The organism is Streptomyces sp. GbtcB6 (genome assembly GCF_019091475.1).
In the GTDB taxonomy this organism is placed as follows: Bacteria; Actinomycetota; Actinomycetes; order Streptomycetales; family Streptomycetaceae; genus Streptomyces; species Streptomyces hyaluromycini.
In genome coordinates this window covers 25,920-45,622 of the sequence record NZ_JAGXJL010000006.1, presented here as the reverse complement: position 1 = coordinate 45,622, position 19,703 = coordinate 25,920, and the positions used below count along the sequence as shown (strand labels likewise).

14 protein-coding genes are annotated in these 19,703 nt (G+C 71.5%); 10 read left to right on the top strand and 4 right to left on the bottom strand.

Annotated features, from left to right (window positions below; genetic code table 11):
• Positions 1–131 precede the first annotated feature (131 nt).
• The 7 genes from KVT45_RS12585 (at position 132) to KVT45_RS12555 (ending at position 11,302) form a co-directional block, all read left to right on the top strand.
• Positions 132–1,481, top strand: coding sequence for an extracellular solute-binding protein (locus tag KVT45_RS12585; protein WP_217546949.1), 1,350 nt, complete (start codon positions 132–134; stop codon positions 1,479–1,481).
• Positions 1,478–2,476, top strand: a complete 999-nt coding sequence (locus tag KVT45_RS12580; RefSeq protein WP_217546947.1) for a carbohydrate ABC transporter permease — start codon at positions 1,478–1,480, stop codon at positions 2,474–2,476. Before KVT45_RS12585 ends, KVT45_RS12580 begins: the two co-directional genes overlap by 4 nt.
• Entirely contained in the window at positions 2,473–3,336 is an 864-nt protein-coding gene (locus KVT45_RS12575; protein ID WP_217546946.1) for a carbohydrate ABC transporter permease, read from the top strand. The genes KVT45_RS12580 and KVT45_RS12575 overlap by 4 nt, the downstream gene beginning before the upstream one ends.
• Before the next feature lie 33 nt (positions 3,337–3,369).
• Positions 3,370–4,899 (top strand): glycosyl hydrolase family 28 protein, encoded by a 1,530-nt coding sequence (locus KVT45_RS12570; RefSeq protein ID WP_217546944.1) that lies wholly within the window; start codon positions 3,370–3,372, stop codon positions 4,897–4,899.
• Positions 4,896–8,357: an alginate lyase family protein gene (locus tag KVT45_RS12565; RefSeq protein ID WP_217546942.1), complete on the top strand. Its 3,462-nt coding sequence runs from the start codon at positions 4,896–4,898 to the stop codon at positions 8,355–8,357. The genes KVT45_RS12570 and KVT45_RS12565 overlap by 4 nt, the downstream gene beginning before the upstream one ends.
• A gap of 26 nt (positions 8,358–8,383) precedes the next feature.
• Entirely contained in the window at positions 8,384–9,634 is a 1,251-nt protein-coding gene (locus KVT45_RS12560; RefSeq protein WP_217546939.1) for an alginate lyase family protein, read from the top strand.
• A gap of 108 nt (positions 9,635–9,742) precedes the next feature.
• Positions 9,743–11,302, top strand: a complete 1,560-nt coding sequence (locus KVT45_RS12555) for a carboxylesterase/lipase family protein (protein ID WP_217546936.1) — start codon at positions 9,743–9,745, stop codon at positions 11,300–11,302.
• Here the strand turns inward: KVT45_RS12555 and KVT45_RS12550 are convergent.
• From KVT45_RS12550 to KVT45_RS12540, 3 genes are all read right to left on the bottom strand, one after another.
• Entirely contained in the window at positions 11,276–12,334 is a 1,059-nt protein-coding gene (locus KVT45_RS12550; protein ID WP_217546933.1) for a LacI family DNA-binding transcriptional regulator, read from the bottom strand. The two genes, KVT45_RS12555 and KVT45_RS12550, sit on opposite strands and share 27 nt — an antisense overlap.
• Positions 12,335–12,565: 231 nt before the next feature.
• Complete coding sequence (mmuM, locus tag KVT45_RS12545; protein WP_217546931.1) at positions 12,566–13,483, bottom strand: homocysteine S-methyltransferase; 918 nt, start codon at positions 13,481–13,483, stop codon at positions 12,566–12,568.
• 63 nt (positions 13,484–13,546) lie between these two features.
• Positions 13,547–14,443, bottom strand: a complete 897-nt coding sequence (locus KVT45_RS12540) for a LysR family transcriptional regulator (protein ID WP_217546928.1) — start codon at positions 14,441–14,443, stop codon at positions 13,547–13,549.
• 119 nt (positions 14,444–14,562) lie between these two features.
• Between KVT45_RS12540 and KVT45_RS12535 the strand changes: the two genes are divergently transcribed.
• Genes KVT45_RS12535 through KVT45_RS12525 form a run of 3 tightly spaced genes read left to right on the top strand, consistent with a single transcriptional unit; the run spans position 14,563 to position 17,390 of the window.
• On the top strand, positions 14,563–15,402 hold the full coding sequence (locus KVT45_RS12535; RefSeq protein WP_217546925.1) for an LLM class F420-dependent oxidoreductase: 840 nt from the start codon (positions 14,563–14,565) through the stop codon (positions 15,400–15,402).
• Positions 15,403–15,439: 37 nt separating this feature from the next.
• Positions 15,440–16,285, top strand: a complete 846-nt coding sequence (locus KVT45_RS12530) for a PhzF family phenazine biosynthesis protein (protein WP_217546924.1) — start codon at positions 15,440–15,442, stop codon at positions 16,283–16,285.
• Complete coding sequence (locus KVT45_RS12525) at positions 16,278–17,390, top strand: aminoglycoside phosphotransferase family protein (RefSeq protein WP_217546922.1); 1,113 nt, start codon at positions 16,278–16,280, stop codon at positions 17,388–17,390. The genes KVT45_RS12530 and KVT45_RS12525 overlap by 8 nt, the downstream gene beginning before the upstream one ends.
• Positions 17,391–17,407: 17 nt before the next feature.
• Here KVT45_RS12525 and KVT45_RS12520 read toward each other — a convergent pair whose 3' ends face one another.
• On the bottom strand, positions 17,408–19,528 hold the full coding sequence (locus KVT45_RS12520; RefSeq protein ID WP_217546921.1) for an autotransporter: 2,121 nt from the start codon (positions 19,526–19,528) through the stop codon (positions 17,408–17,410).
• Between the last annotated feature and the right edge of the window lie 175 nt (positions 19,529–19,703).

Below are 19,703 nucleotides of genomic sequence, written 5' to 3'. Positions count from 1 at the left end.
AGGGTTTTCGAAAGTTCGCCGCGCCTCTTGACGACGCTCTCGTACGGGTTGAAGCTCCCCTCACCGCTCATAGCAACCGGTTGCCAACCGAGCCGACATCTGGTCACCTCCCTTCAGAGAGTGGGTAGTTCATGCAGACGCACGCCCGTGCCCCGGTCAGCCGGCGCAGCTTTCTCGCCCTGTCGGCGGCGGGTGCCGCGGCCGGGGCCGCGTCGCTCGGCGGCTGTGCGCTCCAGGTGTCCACCGGGGTCAGCAGCTCGGGCGAGACCGTGACCATGATGGTCAAGGCCGACGACCTCAGCCCCGACCTGGTCAAGCAGGCCAAGAAGGAAACCGGCGTCACGATCAAGCGGGTGGACTACGACATCACCAAGCTGATCGCGATGCTCACCAGCGGCAACCCGCCGGACCTGGTGCGCGGTGTCGGCGCCGTGGACGCGGCGTACTTCGCGGCGCGGGACGTGATGCAGGAGCTGGACGACTACTTCGCCGCCAGCAGCGTCCTGAGGCTCGACGACCTGGACCCCGTCAACGACCTGTGGCGCTACGACGGCAAGTCCCAGGGCAAGGGCCCCCGTTACGGCATGGCGAAGGACTTCTCCCAGGACTCCATGTTCTGGTTCAACACCGCGGCCTTCGACAAGAAGGGCGTCACCTACCCGTCCGAGACCGAACCCGTCACCTTCGACGAGTGGCTGGACGACGCCCGGCGGCTCGCCCAGCGGTCCAAGGGGCAGACGACCGTCTTCGGCGGCAGCTACAACGGCCTGGTCAAGCTCACCCTCATGGCGACCATGACCGCCTCCGCCGGCGGCAGCCTCTTCAGCGACGACTTCTCCAAGGTCGACTTCACCACCCCCGAGGCTCGCAAGGCGCTGGCCTGGTACATCGACTACTGCAGGCTCAAGGTCGGGCCCAGCCCGGTCCTGCCCGACCCCAACGGCTGGGACGGCCCGACCTACCAGGCCGGACGGCTGGCCATGTCGAACTCCGGCTACTGGATGGGCGGCATGATCGGCACCGACAAGAAGCTGGCGCAGGTCTCCCGGCTGGCTCCCGCCCCGGTCTTCGCGGGCGGTCCGCGCATCAGCGCCTGCCAGGGCGGCACCGGACTGTGGATGCCACGCAAGGCGAAGCACAAGGACGCCGCCTGGCGGGTCTTCGAGTGGTTCTTCGGCGAGGCGCCGGCCAAGGCACGCGCCGCAGGCGGCTGGGGCATCCCCACCCTGAAGTCCCTGCGGCCGCTGATGCCGGCCAAGGAGGAGTACCAGAGGCGGACCTTGCGGGCGCAGGAGAACGAGCTCGGGCACTTCTCGGTGGTCTCCCTGTCGCCCTACATCTCGGGGGACGCCTTCGAGGCGCTCTTCAACCAGGTCGCCACTCCCGCGATGAAGGGTGAGATGTCCGTCGACAGCCTCGCCGGGCACCTGAACTCGACCATCAACCAGCAGCTCAAGCGCGGTAAGGAGCAAGTGGGATGACGGTCGATCAGGTCTCCTCCGTCGCCGGCCGGCCGAGTGCGACCACGGGTGCCGGCCGGGCCGGTTCCGCCGAGCGCACCGGGCCCTCGATGACGGCCCGCAGGCACCGCGCCTTCTACATGTTCACCTCCCCGTGGATCGTCGGGTTCACGCTGCTGACCATCACGCCCATGGCCTACGCGCTGTGGCTGAGCTTCACCACGTACGACGGCATCTCACCGAACTGGCACTACGTCGGCCTCGGCAACTACCGCGAGCTGATGGGCGATTCGACGACCTGGGACGCCCTGGGCCGGGCCGGCCTGTTCGCGCTGCTCTCGGTGCCGCTGTCGATCGTCGCCGGGCTCGCACTCGCCGTCCTGGTCAACCGGCCGATCAAGGGACGCGGGCTCTTCCGCACCCTGCTCTACCTGCCGGCCGTGGTGCCCCCGGTGGGCGCGGGCATCGCCTTCAAGAACCTCTTCGACCAGAACTCCGGTGCCGCCAACGGCGTCCTGACCTTCTTCGGCTTCGACGCGATCGGCTGGCTGGCCGACCCCTACGCCCGCTACGTCCTCGTCATGACGGTCCTCTGGGCGGCCGGCAACATCATGATCATCTCCTTGGCGGGGCTCCAGGACGTGCCCCGCGAGCTCCACGAGGCGGCCCGCATCGACGGGGCGAGCGCCTGGCGGACCTTCCGCAGCATCACCGTGCCGCTGCTGTCGCCGGTGCTGCTCTTCCAGACCGTGACCGGGGTGATCGCCTCGGTGCAGACCATCATGCCGATGCTGCTGGCCCCCATCGCCACCACGGGCGGCCTCACCACGATCCCGCAGTCCAACTACACGTACATGATCCACGTGTTCTCGGAGTACTTCGCGCTCGGCCGCTACGGATACGCCTCCGCACTGCTGTGGGTGCTCTTCGTCCTGATCCTCATCGCGACCGGACTCATCTTCAGGTTCACCTCCGGCGTGGTGTTCTACAACGTCGACCCGGAGGCGAAGAAGTGACCGCCACCAGCGTGAACCCCAAGTCCCCTGCCCGGATGCGGATACGCGTCAACCGCCTCGTCCTCTACACGGTCCTCGTCGTCGTCACCGGCCTGTTCCTCGGCCCGTTCGGCTGGCTGGTCCTCACCGGCCTCAAGGCCCCCGCCGAACTGGCCGCCGCCCCCGTGCACTGGCTGCCCACCCACTTCCAGTGGCACAACTTCGCCGACGCCTACCGGCTCATCGACTTCCTCGGCTACGCCCGCAACTCCCTGATCATCGCGACGATCTACGCGACCCTGGTCACTCTCAGCTCCGCCTGGGTCGGCTTCGGCTTCGCCCGGCTCACCGCACCCGGCAAGAAGACCCTGTTCGGCATCCTCATCGGCTCGATGATGCTGCCCCAGATGATCACCCTGCTGCCGACCTACCTGATCTTCGCCAAGCTCGGCATGGTCGACACCTACTGGCCCTGGGTGCTGTGGGGCCTGTCGTCCGCCCCCTACCTGGTCTTCCTCTTCCGGCAGTTCTTCGCCGGCCTGCCCCGCGAACTGGAGGAGGCGGCCATCGTCGACGGCTGCGGCTACGCCGGGATGTTCTGGCGGATCTTCCTGCCGCAGTCCTGGCCGGTGCTCTCCGCGAGCTTCGTCATCGCCTTCACCTGGACCTGGGGCGACTACATCGCGCCGCAACTCCTGCTGTCCACCGACCGCTCCACCCTCGCCGTCGCCGTGATGACCACCTACGTCTCCTCGGCCGGCACCCCCATCACCAACCTCCAGGCCGCCGCCTCCGTGATGTACGTCGTCCCCATCCTGCTGGTCTTCCTGGTCGCCCAGCGCGGCTTCGTCGCCGGCCTGTCGACGTCCGGACTCAAGTAGCCCAACCCGCAGACCTGTTGCAAGGAGTCACCCATGACCGCGCCCTTCTCCCGCCGCACCGCCCTGCAGGCCGCGGGAGCCACCGCGCTCGCCGCCGGCCTCTCGGGCGGCCTGACCGCGACCGCCGCCCACGCCGACGACGCCAAGTCCCGCCCGAAGCTGGTCACCTACCCCCGTCCGTCCGCCGTACCGACCAACACCAGCTTCCAGGTGCGGGTGCGTACCGCCCCCGACGGCGACTGGCAGACGCTCGACATCTACCGGCCGCAGCTGGAGGAGATCAACGCCACCACCGGCTCCGGCAAGGTCTACAACTCCTCCCTGGTGTACTTCGACTTCCGGGGCTCCGTCGAAGTCGAGGTCACCCACCTCAAGGGCGGCACCACCAAGGCCCGGGTGAGACCGGGCTCGTACGGCATCACGCCCGAACTCCTCGGCGACACCCTGCGGTTCACCCTCGACGAGCCGAAGGACCTGGTCGTCCAGATCAACGACGAGATCTTCGACTGCCTGCACGTCATCACCAACCGCGTCGAGCACCGCCCGCCGGCCGCCGACGACCCCGACGTCATCTACTTCGGCCCCGGCGTGCAGACCGTCACCGGCGGCGTCCTCACCGTCCCCAGCGGCAAGACCGTCTACCTCGCCGGCGGCGCCGTACTCAAGGCCACCGTCTACTTCAAGAACGTCGAGAAGGCCGCCCTCAAGGGCCACGGCATGATCTGGGCGAGCTCCGGACAGGGCGTGCTCTGCGAGGGCAGCAAGAACATCCGGGTCGAGGACGTCATCATCATGAACCCGGGCAACTACATCGCCACCCTCGGCGAGGCCCAGAACGTCCGCATCAGGAAGGTCCGCGGCTTCAGCTCCAAGGGCAACGGCGACGGCATCGACATCTTCTCCTCCAGCGACGTCCTCATCGACGGCTGCTTCCTGCGCAACTCCGACGACTGCATCGCGATCTACGCCCACCGCTGGGACTACTACGGCGACACCCGGAACATCACCGTGCAGAACTGCTCCCTGTGGGCCGACGTCGCCCACCCGATCAACATCGGCACGCACGGCAACACGGACGCCCCGGAGACGATCGAGAACCTGGTCATCCGCGACATCGACATCCTCGACCACCGCGAACCCCAGATGAACTACCAGGGCTGCATCGCCCTCAACCCCGGCGACTCCAACCTCATCAGGAACGTGCGCATCGAGGACGTCCGGATCGAGGACTTCCGCTGGGGCCAGGTCATCTACATGAAGGTCATGTACAACACGAAGTACAACACCTCGGTCGGCCGCGGCATCGACGGCGTCTACGTCAAGAACCTCAGCTACACGGGCACGCACGCCAACCCGTCCCTGTTCCTCGGCTACGACGCCGACCACGCCATCACGAACGTCACCTTCGAGAACCTGGTGATCAACGGCGTCGTCATCGCCGACTCCATGAAGAAGCCGAGCTGGTACTACACCACTGACGAGATCCAGTGGTTCTACAACGAGCACGTCACCAACCTGAAGTTCATCACCACCGCCGAGGCCGAGGCGGCCGCCGCGTCATGACGATCCCCGCACCTGGCTCCGCCGGAAGCGCGGGGAGGGGCCGTGGGGCTGCTGCGGCTCCGTCGTGGCTGGTCGCGCAGTTCCTCGCGCCCCTTCGGGGCGCTACCGCTGCCGAACCGCAGCCAACTGCAGCGGGTCCTGTCAGCCGCCGGGGATTCCTCGGCGGCTCCGCGGCCCTGCTGCTGGCGACGGGCGCGAGCGGACTGCTCGTGCCCGGCCGGGCGGCCGCCCAGGATCAGGCCCGGGACGCGGTGGCCTTCGCCCACCCCGGTCTGCTGCACTCCGCCGACGACCTCGCCCGGATGAAGGCTGCGGTCGCCGCCAAGCAATCACCGGTCTACGACGGCTACCTGGCGCTCGCGGCCCACGCCCGCTCCTCCGCCTCGTACGCCGTGCAGAACACGGGCCAGATCACCACCTGGGGCCGCGGTCCCGCCAACTACCAGAACCAGGCGGTCGCCGACTCGGCCGCCGCCTACCAGAACGCCCTGATCTGGTCCGTCACCGGCGACACCGCGCACGCGGACAAGGCCCGCGACATCCTCAACGCCTGGTCCGCCTCGCTCACCGCCGTCACCGGAGCCGACGGCCCGCTCGGTGCCGGGCTCCAGGCCTTCAAGTTCGTCAACGCGGCCGAACTCCTGCGCCACACCGGCTACGACGGCTGGAGCGACGCCGACATCGCGCGCTGCGAGGAGTCCTTCCTGCGCGTCTGGTATCCGGCCCTGTCCTGCTACACGCTCTACGCCAACGGCAACTGGGATCTGACGTCCCTTCAATCCCTGCTGGCCATCGGCGTGTTCTGCGAGGAACCCACCCTCTTCCACGACGCGCTCCGCTTCGCCGCGGCCGGCGCGGGCAATGGCAGCGTCCTGCACCGCATCGTCACCGACGCGGGCCAGGGCCAGGAGAGCGGCCGCGACCAGGGCCACGAGCAACTCGCGGTCGGCCTGCTCGCCGACGCCGCGCAGGTCGCCTGGAACCAGGGCGTCGACCTCTGGGGCTTCGACGACAACCGCATCCTCGCCAACGTCGAGTACGCCGCCCGCTACAACCTCGGCGGCGACGTCCCCTTCGTCCCCGACCTCGACCGCACCGGCAAGTACGTCAAACTGGCCGTCTCGGCCACCTCGCGCGGCACCCTGCCGCCGATCTACGAGATGGCGTACGCCCACTACGCGGGTGTGCGCGGCCTCGACACCCCGTACACGAAGAACGCCGTCTTCCGTGGCACCGGAGGCGCCCGGGTCGTCGAGGGCAGCAACGACGACCTGCCGAGCTGGGGCACCTTCGCCTACGCCGGTGCGACGGCGTCCGCAGCGAGTGCGCCGACCCCGCCGGCCGGCGTCACGGCGCTGGGGGAGGACCGGTCCGTCACCGTGACCTGGCTGCCGTCGACCTGGGCCGACTCCTACACGGTCCTGCGGGCGAGCGCCGCGGACGGCCGGTACGAGGAGATCGCCTCCAGGGTCGCACAGCCGACGTACACCGACCGGGGCGTGCATGCCGGACGGACCTACTACTACACGGTTGCCGCCACCAACTCCATTGGGAAGAGCGGGAGTGCGGCATGGGCGGCGGCCTTCGCCGGACTGCCCGGGCCCTGGGCGACCCAGGACGTCGGACACGTGAAGATCCCCGGCTCCGCGGCCTTCGACGGCGAGCGCTTCGTCCTGGAGGCGAGCGGCACCGACGACACCTACCGCCTCGTCCACCTGCCGCTGCGCGGCGACGGCACGGTCACCGCGCGGATCGTGTGGCCGCTCAGCTCGCAGTACTCCAAGATCGGCGTCACCGTCCGCGCCTCCCTCGACGCGGACGCGGCGCACGCCTCCATGCTGATCCAGGGGCTGCCGCTGCACACCTGGAGCGGGGTCTGGACGGTACGGCCGGCGGCCGGTGCGGAGGTTTCCGGGACCGGCAGCACTCCGGTGCCGCCCTCCCAGCAGCAGGCGATCACGGTGAACGCGGCCTTCCCGCTCTCCAACCTGGGTGCGCTGCCCGAATCGGCGACCCCTCTGGAGGCGCCCTACGTCGAGGGCGCGGGCGACGGCTACCGGCTGCGGGCGCCCTACTGGGTGCGGGTGACCCGGAAGGGTCCGCGGTGCACGGGCGCGATCTCGCCGGACGGCGTCCACTGGACCGAAGTAGGATCCGCCGACGTCGAGTTGGGGCGGACCGGGTACGCGGGCCTCGCGCTCACCTCCGGTCTCGGTGTCGACGAGGACTACGCCGGGACCGGTACCGGTGCCTTCGACAACGTCAGCGTGACCTCGCCGTCCGGCGCGGTGTGGTGCGTGCCACGCCCCGCCCGCGCCGCCACCGACCTGCGGGCCGTCACCGGTGCCGACGCCGTCGAGCTGGCCTGGAGCGACCCGGACCTGTCCGCCCGCTACACGGTGCTGCGCGCGAGCCGCGCCGGCGGACCGTACCGGACCCTCGCCACCGGCGTCGGCCCGGTCGGCTTCGGCACCCGCGTCCGCTACGCCGACGCGACCGGGGCACCGGGAACGACGTACCACTACACGGTCGTGAAGACCAACACCGGTGGCCGCGGCCCGCGTTCGGCACCGGCACCGGCCGTCATGCCGACCCCGGCGCGGCCACAACTCATCTCCGCCACCGCCGCGTTCGCCAACCAGGGTGTCGGTTTCCGGCATCTGCTGCGGGCCGCGCACGAGCCCGTGCTGTTCACGGCGGACGGTCTGCCCGCCGGGCTGCGGATCGACCTGCGCACCGGTCTGGTCTCCGGCACCCCCACCGGAACGGGCGAGTTCACGGTCACGACCACCGCGGCCAACGCCTCCGGGACCACGACCGGCACCCTCGCGCTCACGGTCGGCACCGCGCCGCCCGGTCCGTGGACGTACGGGGACCTCGGCGACACCGTGCTCGACGACCGCGCCTTCGGGACGCTGGGTGTGGTCGCGATCACCACGCCGGGCAGCACGTCGTACGACGACGGCACCTTCACCGTGCGGGGCGCGGGCGTCGACCTGAACGCCAACGGCCAGGGAATGACCGGCCAGTTCGTACGACGTACCGTCAGCGGCGACTGCGAGATCGTCGCCCGGCTCGTCTCCCGCACCGGCGTGAGCGCCGACCGGGTGGGGCTGCTGATGGCGAAGTCGCTGTCGCCGTTCGACCAGGCGGCCGGAGTCGTCGTCACCGGCGGGACCACCGCACAGCTCATGCTCCGCAAGACCGTGGCCGGCGCCTCCGCCTTCACCGGCGGCGCGGCCGTCACCCTCCCCGCCCTGCTGCGGCTGAAGCGCACCGGGACCGCCTTCGCCGCAGCCCTGTCCACCGATGACGGCGTCACCTGGACCCCCATAGCCGACGGAGAGATCCCCGCCTTCGGTGACGCCCCCTACCACGTGGGCCTCGTGGTCTGCTCACGCAACCAACTGGCCCGCTGCACCACCGAGTTCGACGAGGTGAGCATCACGCCCACCTGAGCCAGACGGATTGGAGATGCACAGCGATGAGCCGCACTTCCCCCCACGAGCACCTCCGCAGAACAGAGCTGAGCCGCCGCGGTCTGCTGAAGACCGCCGGCGGCCTCACCGCCGCCCTCGCCCTCGGCGGCGCCACCGTGGCCACGACCGCACACGCGGCCCCGGCCACGTTCACCCACCCCGGCATGCTGCACAACGCCGGTGACATCAACCGCGCCAAGGTCAGGGTCGCGGCGGGAACCGACCCCTGGCTGTCCGGCTGGAACAAGCTGACCGCCAACTCCCACTCCCAGTCGACCTGGACGAACCGGGCGACCGCCACCATCATCCGCGGCGGCGACGGGCAGAACTACAGCCTGCTCTACAACGACATCGCCGCCGCCTACCAGAACGCCCTGCGCTGGAAGGTCGGCGGCACCGAGGCCAACGCGGTCTGCGCCGCGAACATCCTCAACGCCTGGTCCAGGACCCTGACGACGGTCACCGGAAACGCCGACCGGTTCCTCGCGTCCGGCCTCTACGGCTGGCAGTTCGCCAACGCCTGCGAGCTGATGCGCGACTACTCCGGCTTCGACCTCGCCGCGGCCCAGTCGATGCTCGCGAACGTCTTCTACCCGCTCAACAACAGCTTCCTGACCAACCACAACGACGCCTGCATCACCAACTACTGGGCCAACTGGGACCTGTGCAACATGGCCTCGATCCTGGCCATCGGGATCCTCAACGAGGACAAGGCCAAGTACGACCAGGCCGTCACCTACTTCAAGTCCGGCGCCGGCAACGGCTCGATCGGGCACGCGGTGCCCTACCTGTACACCGACTCCGACGGCTACGCGCTGGGCCAGTGGCAGGAGTCCGGCCGCGACCAGGGCCACACCGTCATGGGCATGGGCCAGATGGGCGCGGTCTGTGAAATGGCCTGGAACCAGGGCGACGACCTGTACTCCTACGACGACAAGCGGTTCATGAAGGCCGCCCAGTACGTCGCCAAGTACAACATCGGCGACGACGTCCCCTTCACCACCTACACCTGGGGCACCGGGCAGAGCTGCGCCCAGTCGTCCCAGACCGTCGTATCCGCCAGCTCCCGGGGCCAGGTCCGCCCGGTGTGGGCCATGCTCCACTTCCACTACAACCGGCGTCTGTACCTCGACGACAAGTACATCTCCGCCATGTACTACAACCTGGTCGCCCCCGAGGGCGGGGGAGGTGACTACGGCTCCGACAGCGGCGGCTACGACCAGCTCGGCTTCGGCACCCTGATGTACGCCAAGTAGCCGCGCGTATCCGCCTGACCGCCGTGTGTGCCGGAATACTGGAAGCGGATGTGGTGCTCTTTTCTTACCGGCGTACTGGCATACGCGGCGGGAGGAGCTGGTGGGCGGATGACGGCAGACCGGACGGAGCCGAAGGACCCCGTGGCCGACACCCCGTACGGGGCGGTGCGCGGCAGGTGGGAGCGCGGGGTCGCCGTGTTCCGCGGTATCCCCTATGCCGCCCCGCCCTTCGGGGCGCACCGGTTCCGTCCGCCCGTGCCGCCCGAGCCCTGGGACGGGGTCCGGGACGCGGCCGCCTTCGGGCCGACGGCGCCCAAACCGCCGTACTCGGAGGCGTTCGCGCAGTATCTGTCCGACCCGGTGGTCCCCGGCGACGACTGCCTCAACCTCAACGTGTGGACCCCGGAGCCGGGCCCCGGTGCCCGGCTCCCGGTCCTCGTCTGGCTGCACGGCGGCGCCCTGACCAGGGGATCCTCGGCCGTTCCGGTGTACGACGGGCATGCGTTCGCCCGTGACGGGGTCGTCTTCGTCTCGGTGAACTACCGGCTGGGCGTGGAGGGCTACGGCCTGTTCCCCGACACCCCGCCCAACCCCGGCCTGCGCGACCAACTCGCCGCCCTGCGCTGGGTCCACGACACCATCGCGGCCTTCGGCGGCGACCCGGCCCGCATCACCCTGTGCGGCCAGTCCGCCGGCGCCATCAGCACCGGCGCCCTGCTCGCCGCACCCCAGACCCAGGGCCTGATCCGCCGGGCCGTCCTGCAGAGCGGCCCGCCCGAGGCCTCGGAACGCGACAAGGTACGGCGCATGGTCCGCCGGATGGCCAGCCGCCTCAGGATCCCCGCGACCGCGCAGGCCTTCGCAGAGGTCGACCGCGAGCTGCTGCTGCGCACCCAGGCCGAGGTGGGCCGGCTCAGCAGCCCCGTCCTCGGCGGCCCCGCCTTCGGGATCGTCGTCGACGGCGACCTCGTCCCCCGCGACCCGCTCCAGGCCCTCCTCGACGGCGAGGCGGCCATGGGCGTCGACCTCCTGATGGGCTGGACCCGCGACGAGTACCGGCTCTGGCTGGTCCCCGGCGGCCTCGTCGACCACATCGACCGGCTCGGCCCGGTCGCCCTCGCCGGTGCCATGGCCCGCTGCCACGTCGGCCACGAGGTGCCGCGCGGCTACCGCACCCTGCATCCCGCGGCCGGCCCCGCCGAGGTCGTCGGCCAGATGGTCACCGACCACCTGCTCCGCCGCCCGCTGCACCGGCTGGCCGGGGCCCGCCCCGGCTCCTCCTACCTCTACGAGTTCGCCTGGCCCTCCAACCGCCCCGGTCTCGGCGCCTGCCACGCCCTGGAACTGGGCTTCGTCTTCGACACCGGGAAGGTGCCCGACGCGGCCCGGCTGGCCGGCGAGGGCGCCCCGCAGGACCTCGCCGACGCCATGCACGGTGCCTGGGTCCGCTTCGCCACCACCGGCGACCCCGGCTGGCAGCCCTGGGACGACACCCACCCGGTCCGCGTCCTCGGCGACGGCGAGCCCCACACGGTGTCCGGCCCCCGGGACGAGGAGTTCGCCCTCTGGAACCCCGGCGCGCCACCGCCGCACCCCGAACGAACCGCCGAACTGGCCCTGGCGGTACGCCGGCTGCGCCGCTCAGTGGCCGCCGTACGCCGCCACTGAGTCGCGTACGACCACATGCGTGCCGAGGAGCAGGTGTTCGTCGGCCGACTCCCCGCCGTGGCCGAGCGCGGTCCGTACGGCGAGCCGCCCCAGCTCCTCGTAGGGCACGTGCACGGTGGTCAGGGCCGGGTGCAGATCGCGGGCGAACGGTATGTCGTCGTACCCGGCCAGCGACACGTCCCCCGGCACCGTCAGACCCGCCTCGTGCAGCGCGGTCAGCGCCCCCGCCGCCACCATGTCGGTGGCGGCGACCACCGCGCTGAACTCCGGTCCCCGTGCCAGGGCCTGCCGCATCAGCCGGTGCCCGGAGTCCCGGGTGAAGTCGCCGTGCAGCAGCAGCTCCGGGTCGGGTTCGAGGCCCCGGGCCCGATGCGCGGCCAGATACCCCCGCTCCCGTCCCATCGCCGTCGTGTGGTCCGGCTTCCCGCCCAGGAACAGCACCCGCCGGTGCCCCTGCGCGAGGACGTGGGCGACCAGGGCGTAGGCGCCGCCCTCGTTGTCGTACTCGATGACCGTCACCGGCGCGTCGGGCCCGAGCGGCGGCCGCCCGCAGAGCACCAGCCGCGACCCGGCCGAGGCGAGCGAGTCGGCGACCCGACGCGTCCGCTCCCGGTAGTCGGGCGTGTCCGCGGCCCCGCCCACCAGGATCACGGCGGCGGCCCGCTGGGCCCGCATCATCTCGATGAACTCCAGCTCCCGCCGCACGTCACCGTCGGTGCTGCACACCAGCGACAGATGCCCGAGCCGCGCCGCCTCCCGCTCCACGCCGTACGCCATGTGCGCGAAGGACGGCCCGGTGATGTCCTCCAGCACGAAGGCGAGCGTGGGCGTACCGACCCCGGCCACGGCCTTGGCACGGGCATCGGCGACGTAGTCCATCTCACGCACGGCACGCAGGACCCGGGTACGGGTGGCGGCACTGACGGGATAGTCACCGCCCAGCACACGCGACACGGTGGAGGCCGACACCCCGGCGCGCGCGGCGACATCGCGAATGGTGCTCCGCCCGTCTTCCCCGCTCTTCTTGGTCAACCCCACCCCCACCAACCGGTTCCCACGGGGACCTTAGCGCCCCGCCACGGATGCAGGGAACGGAACTGCAGCGCCCCGTCAGGGTTGCAGGGAACGGGACTGCAGCGCCCCGTCAGGCGTGCAGGGAACGGCACTACAGCGCCCCGTCAGGGGCGCGGGGAACTGCGCGACCAGCCCCCACCCAGCCCGCAGCCGCCCACCGCCCCAACCACCCACGGCGATCGGGCGACCTCAAACCACCCGAGCGATCCCGGCAATCGCCTCCGGCCCCACCCGACAGCACCCCCCGATCAACCGAGCCCCCGCCGCCCGCCACCCCTCCACCTGCCCGGTGTCGAACAACGACCGCCCGGTCCACGCCCGGGCCTCCGCGTCCCACACCTCGCCGCTGTTGGGGTAGACGACCACCGGCTTCCCCGTCACCCGCGCCGCCACCTCCACCGCATGCTCCACATCCTCCGGCGCACAGCAGTTCACCCCCACCGCGATCACCTCGTCCACCTCCGCCGCCAGGGCGAACGCCTCCTCCAGCGGCTGCCCCGCCCGGGTCCGCCCACCCGCCACGCTGTACGACAGCCAGGCCGGCACCCCCAGCCCCCGCACCGCCCGCAGCAGTGCCGCCGCCTCGTCCGCGTCCGGCACGGTCTCCAGCGCCAGCACATCCGGCCCCGCCGCGGCCAGCACCTCCAGCCGCGGCCGATGGAACCGCTCCAGCTCCCCGACGCTCAGCCCGTACCGCCCCCGGTACTCGGAGCCGTCCGCGAGCATCGCCCCGTACGGCCCGACCGAGGCGGCTACCCACAGCGGCCGTACGATCCCCTCCGCCCGCGCCCGACGTACCGCGTCGCGCCCCAGCGCCACGCTCAGCGCGAGCAGCCGGACGGCCTCCTCGTGGGAGATCCCTCGCTTGCCGAAGCCCTCGAACGTGGCCTGGTAGCTGGCGGTGATCGCGACATCCGCGCCCGCCCTGAAGTAGGCGAGGTGCGCGTCGCTCACCGCGTCGGGGTGGTCGGCCAGCAGCCGGGCCGACCACAGCTCGTCGCTCAGGTCGTGCCCGGCGGACGCCAGCTGGTTGGACATGCCGCCGTCGAGCACGACCGTCCCGGCGGCGAGGGCGTCGGCGAGGCTGGGGGAGTTGTCGCTGGTCATGCCTCCGACGCTAGTCGACCCGGCAGCGAAACGACCGACCGTGTCCACGGTGCGGGCAGGCCCCTACGAGCAGGCTGCCGTGCAGAGGCAGCAGGCGTCGACGAAGACTCGTACGGCTCTGCGGTGGTCTCCCGCGCGCCAGACGACGGCGAGCTCACTGGGAGACAGACCGGTGACCGGCCGGCAGGTGACGTTCTCCCGCCTGTAGATCTCGGCGTTGCCCGCGGCGAGGAGGGCTGCCCCGAGCCCTGAAGCGACCGCTTCAAAGGTCTCTTCGGCGGTCTCGGCCGTCGCGGCGATGCGCGCCGGTGTCCGGCGACGATCGTTGCCGAGCCAGAAGTCGCGGAGCGCCCCGGCCGTCGTCGGAAGGGCGATGAAAGGCTCGTCGGCGAGATCCTCGAAGGAGACGACCGGGTGGTCGGCCAGCCGGTGACCGGCCGGAAGAGCGACCCAGCGGTCCTCCCTGGTGATCACCTTGTGCGCGTAGTCGCCACCCGTCGGGACGGGCAGCCAGCCGATGGCGACATCGACATCGCCGCCGGCGAGTCCCACCGTCGGGTCGGCCCAGGTGATCTGGCGGAACTGGAGTCGCCAACCGGGGAGCAGCTTCTCCATCGTGGCGGTGACGGCCGGGATGAGTCCGCGGCCGATGCTCGTGTGGAAACCGACCGTGAGCGTGGAGTTCTGGGTGGCCACGGCGTCGGCGATCGCACGCTGGGCTTCCTCCCACTGCTCGATCAGCCGCCGTGCCTGGGGCAGCAGGGCTCGGCCCGCGGCGGTCAGGGTGACCGTCCGCCGGTCACGCTCGAAGAGGCCGGTCCGCAAGGAGAGCTCCAGCCGGCGGATCTGTTTGCTCAGTGTCGGCTGAGAGACGAAGAGCCGATCGCTCGCGGCCCGGGTGATGCTGAGTTCCTCCGCGACCGCGACGAAGGAGCGCAGGTCCCGGATGTGGACATCCATAGCCGAAGGCTATAACAGCAGCTCTTGGACAGCGGATGCGCGGGATTCGATGATGGGCGCGTGGGTGCGAGCAGGGCGCCGAGGTCGTCGCCGCCCGGGGCGTATGGAGGTGGGCACCGGTGGAACTGGGCGTCAACGGGCTGAACGCCAAGGCCGTGTTGGGACCTGCGGAGACCGTCCGGCTGGCTCGGCTGGCGGAGGAGCTGGGGTACCGGTCGTGGTGGGCCGGTGGGCACGTGGTGCTGCCCAGCCCCCGGGTACCGGATGCGCCGATGGAGCCCACGGATCCGATTCTCGACCCGCTGGCGCCCCTGGCCTACGTCGCGGCCGTCACCGAACGGCTGGAGCTCGGCACCGGGATCGTCATCCTGCCGCAGCGCAATCCGCTGGTGCTCGCCAAGCAGGTCGCGAGCCTCGACGTGCTCAGCGGCGGCCGGCTGTCTCTGGGGGTCGGAGCCGGCTACCTCGAACCGGAGATGACCGCTGTCGGAGTGCCGTACTCGGAGCGTGGCCGGCGCACCGACGAGTACCTGGACGCGATGAGGGCGCTGTGGACCCAGCCGGCGCCGTCCTATCAGGGCCGGTACGTGGCCTTCGACGGCATCGACGCGCACCCGCGGCCCGTCGGGGAGCACGGACCGCGGATCGTGATCGGCGGCCACAGCCCGGCCGCGTTCCGGCGGGCGGTCGCGCGCGGCCACGGGTGGTTCGGGAACGGCGACAGCCCGGAGGATCTCGCCGGGCATCTCGCCGGGCTGCGGAAAGCGGCCGCCGAGGTCGAACGCCCTCAGTGGCTGGGCCGACTCGAGATCAACTTCACGCAACTCTCCCCGGTGAACGCCGACACCGCCCGGCGCTACGCCGACCTCGGCGTCGACCGGCTCGTGGTCTATCCGCTTCCCCTGGAGGATCCCGCGGACGTCGCCGCGTTCCTCGAACGTCACGCCGGCCTGCTGTGACGGCGTCTCGGCGGCGTCCTGCCCTACGCTCGCTGCCGTGAACGTCACCATCGTCCGTGCCTGCCTGCGCGACGGCCGCGGGGGCAGCCCCACCGCGGTCCTGGACGACACCCCGCTCACCGACGACGAGCGGCGCGAGGTGCCCGTCCGGGCCGGTACGTCCCATGCCGTGTTCCTCTCCGCCGACCGGGACGGCGGCGGGGCGACGCTGCGCTTCTTCACCGCCGAGGGCGAACTGCCCGGCTGCGGCCACGGCACGGTCGCGGCGCTGGCCGTCCTGGCCGCGCGCGCCGGCACCCGCGAGGTCACCCTGCGGACGCGGGGAGGCACCCTCGCGGGCCGGGCGATCCGGCACGACGGGAACGGCGGCCTGGAGGCCTGGTTCACGCCGGGCCCGGTCGGCCTGCGCGCGCCCGAGGCCGGCGAACACGAGGACGTCCTCAGCGCCCTGGGCGTCGCCGGGGACACGCCCGGCTGTGTCGTCGCCACCCTGGGGCGGCCGCGACTCCTCGTCCCGCTGCCCACCCGGTCCGCCGTCTCCGCGCTGACCCCGGACCTCGACCGCCTCCGCACCGCCTGCGACCGGCCGGCCCTGCTGGGCTGCTACCTCTACTCGGCCCCGGCACCGGGCGGCCGGGTCGCGGCCCGTATGTTCGCCCCGTCGATCGGCGTTCCCGAGGACATCGCCAACGCCAACAGCACGGCCTGCCTGGCCGCCCACCTGGCCCGTGACGGCCTGCGGGGTGTCACCGCCGACATGGGCGACTCGCTCGGCACCCCGGCGACGATCAGGGCCGTCGTGCGCCACGAGACGGACAGCCCGGGGATCCAGGTGGGCGGCGCCGCGGAGATCGCCCGCGAACTAGCCTTGGGCCATGCCTGAAACGACACTCCAGGACACCGAGGCCCGCGAGGTGCTCGGCGCGGACGGAGCCGTCTTCGACCCCCTCGTCCACAACCCGAAGAACGGCGTCACCGGCGGTGTGTGGCGGGTGCGCGCCGGTCGCCGCTCGGCCGTGCTGAAGGTGCTCACCCGCAACAAGGAGGCCACCGAACGATGGGCGGCCTCGGACGAGCCCCGGCACTGGAACTACTGGCGGCGCGAGGCGCACGTCTACGAGTCCGGTCTCGCCCAGGTCTGGCAGCCCTACGGCATCCGCGCGCCCCGGCTGCTCGCTCTCGTCGAACGGCCCGACGGGGACGTCGCGTTGTGGCTGGAGGACGTGCCGGGGGAGCCGGCCACCGCATGGCCGCTCGCCCGGCACGTCGAGCACGCCCGCCGCCTCGGCGCCGCCCAGGGTGCCGTGCGGCCCGCCGACCAACCGTGGCTGACCCGCCGCTTCCTGCGCCGGTACATCGGCGGCAACACCCTCGGCCAGGAGCTCCTGGACGACGACGGGGCCTGGCGGCAGCCCCTGGTCCGCGACCACTTCCCGCCCGGCCTGCGCCGCGAGATGGTCCGGCTGCACCACGACCGCGAGTGGTTCCTCCAGGTGCTGGAGGAGTTGCCGCGGGCCTTCTGCCACCTCGACATGTGGCCCGCGAACCTCCGCTCCGACGGCCCCGCCACCGTCGCCCTCGACTGGTCGTTCGCCGGGGACGGCGCCCTGGGAGAGGACCTGGGCAACTACCTCCCCGACTCCGTCTTCGACCTCTTCGTCCCGGCCGCCCGGCTGCCCGAGTACGCGGCGGCGGCCTACGACGCCTACCTCCAGGGCCTGCGCGAGTCCGGCCGGGACATCGACGAGCGGCTGGTACGGCTCGCGGTGTGCGCCTCGGCGGTGAAGTACGACTGGCTCACCGCCCTGATGCTGGCCCGCGCCGGCGAGGAGCAGCTGGACTACGGAGGCGGCCGCCCGATCGCCGCCGGACTCCGTTACCGGGAGCGCGGTTCGACGCTCGCCTTCCTCGCGGACTGGGCGGCCGAGGCGCGCGCCTCGGCGCCGGAGCTGGGCTTCCCGGAGCCGCCCAGCGGGCGGCACCGCTAGGCGGCACCGGCAGGCGGTCAGGCCGCGTGCCGCCTGTTCCTCCGGCGGCCCTTGCGCTGCGTGCGCCGGGCCGCCGGGACCATCAGGCCGCCGAGGAGGCCGAGGGCGAGGGCGTAGGGCCACCAGCCGAAGGCGTCCGTCGATTCGGCGGCGGTGCGGGTGGTCACGGCCGGGGGAGCGGACGCCGGGTCGGCGGTGTCCGCCTTCGTCGAGGCCCTGGCGGCCTCCGCGTTCAGGACCACGTCGTTGCCGTCGCCGCCCCGGTAGGTGATCCGGTAGACCGTGTCCGCCAGCTTGACCTCGGTGCCCTCGCGCAGCCCGTCGAAGCTGCCGGTCGTGCGGGTCGTGCCGGTGTGGTCGATCAGGGTGATGCGGCGGGCCGGAGCGGTGCCCGCGGCGGACAGGTCCAGCGCACCGGCCAGGGCGAGGCGGCCCGTCACCTTCAACGGCTTCTTCCGCAGGACCAGTTCGCCCTGCTTGTGCTGGGTGTAGTCCCCCTTCACCGTCAGCCCGCTGGTCACCAGGCTGTCGTTGGTGACCGACCCCAGCACGGTGCCCGTTCCGGAGAGCGTGGTCAGCACCCGCAGGCCGGCCGTGCCCGGGTCCAGACGGGCCCCGGCCGAGGTGAGCCGGATGGCCTCGCTGTGCGCGAGCGTCGCCCCGGAGCGCAGGGCGAGGGTGCCCTGGCTGACGGTGGTCGTCCCCGTGTACGTCACCGCGCCGCCGGTGAGGGTGGTGGTGGCCGCCCCCGACTGCACGAGGGACCCGGAGCCGCCGACGTATGCCAGGCGGATCGGGGTGGAGGTGTTGCGGACGACCAGGGTGCCGTCGTTGTCGACGCGCCGGCGTTCGGTGCCCGTCAGGAGCGAGCCGTCGCCGCCCTTCGTGCCCGAACCCAGCCGCAGCACCGCGCCGTTCCGGATCGTCGTCGAGCCGTCGTAGTCCTGGGCGGCCGCGAAGGTCACGTCGTTCCCGCGGGTTCCCGCGATCACGATGTCCCCGGCGCCGGGTGCGGCCAGCGTGTCGTGGTAGCGGCCGCCGCCGATCGGGGCGCCCAGGGTCACCGGGCCGTTGTAGTCGAAGGTCAGCTTCGAGCGCCGGCCGCTCGCCTCGTGCAGGTTGACGTAGACGGTTTCCTTCGTCCCCGGCATGAAGATGCGGTGGGTCGTCCCGTCGCCCCAGCGCACGTCGGCGCCCTCGATGTTGGTGCCGCGCTTGTTCAGCTGGTGCGCGATCGGCTTCCAGTTGAGGGACGGGTCGCTCAGCGACGGGCTGGTGTCACCGCCCCGGTCGCTGTAGCTGTACTGGCCGGTGAGGACCACCTTGCTGCCCGGCCGCGAGTGGACGTTGACGTCACTGCCGTACTCGCGCTGGTAGAAGTCCTGGCGCAGGGTGATCGTCTGGCCCAGCGGGGTGTCGATGATCCAGGAGCCCTGGTTGAGGATCGCGCGGGCGGCGGGGAGCGCCACCGGGTACTCCGGGCGGCCGACGGCCATGCCCGTGCCGTTGTCGATGACCCCGGAGAACGGGTGGGTGCCCGCCAGGTCCAGCGTGCCCCACATGTTGCGGGGCTGGGTCACCAGGCCCGAGCCGCTGATGGTGCCGATGTTGAAGGTGCGGGTCAGGGAGAGCCGCAGGGTGCCGTCGACGCGGATGTTGAGCTGGTTGAGCTGGTAGCCGGGGGTGTCGTACGGGAAGTGGCCGATCAGGCCGGTGCCGCCGCCCGTGCCGTACTGCAGGGTCGTACCGCGCTCGACCGTGATCGCGGGCGGGTCGGGGTTGGTGACCGTCGTATACGGGTGGTTGCCGCCCTGGGTGCGTACGACCTGCCGCTGCCGGGACTTGGGCAGGGTGAAGTCGCTGTCCTTGGTGAGGATCAGGGTGCCGCCGCCGCGCACGGTGAGCGTGCCCTCGCCGCGGAGGACGCCGTCGTACGTGGTCGTCCCGGCCGGCACGGTGACGACCGTGTCGCCGGTGACGGTCACGTCCCGGTCGGCGAGGACGTCGGCGGTGACGTCCCGGGTGCCGGCTTCGGAGGCCGGGGCGGCGGCGGAGGCGGCGGACGCCGGGGGAGCGGTGGCCAGGAGGGCGGCGAGGGCGCCGGCGGCCGCTGCGGTGGTGTGGAGGTGGCTGCGCACATCATGGGAGACGGTGGGGGACCGTCCTCGATAACAGAAAAACGGCCACCGGCACGGATCGGTTGGAAATCGCTTTCCCCCTTGTCGCGTCAGACCCGTTGACCCACGCGTAACACACCCTTACCTTTTCGGCGATCACAACGTTCGTCATGACAAATGCAGTTCGGTATGTCGA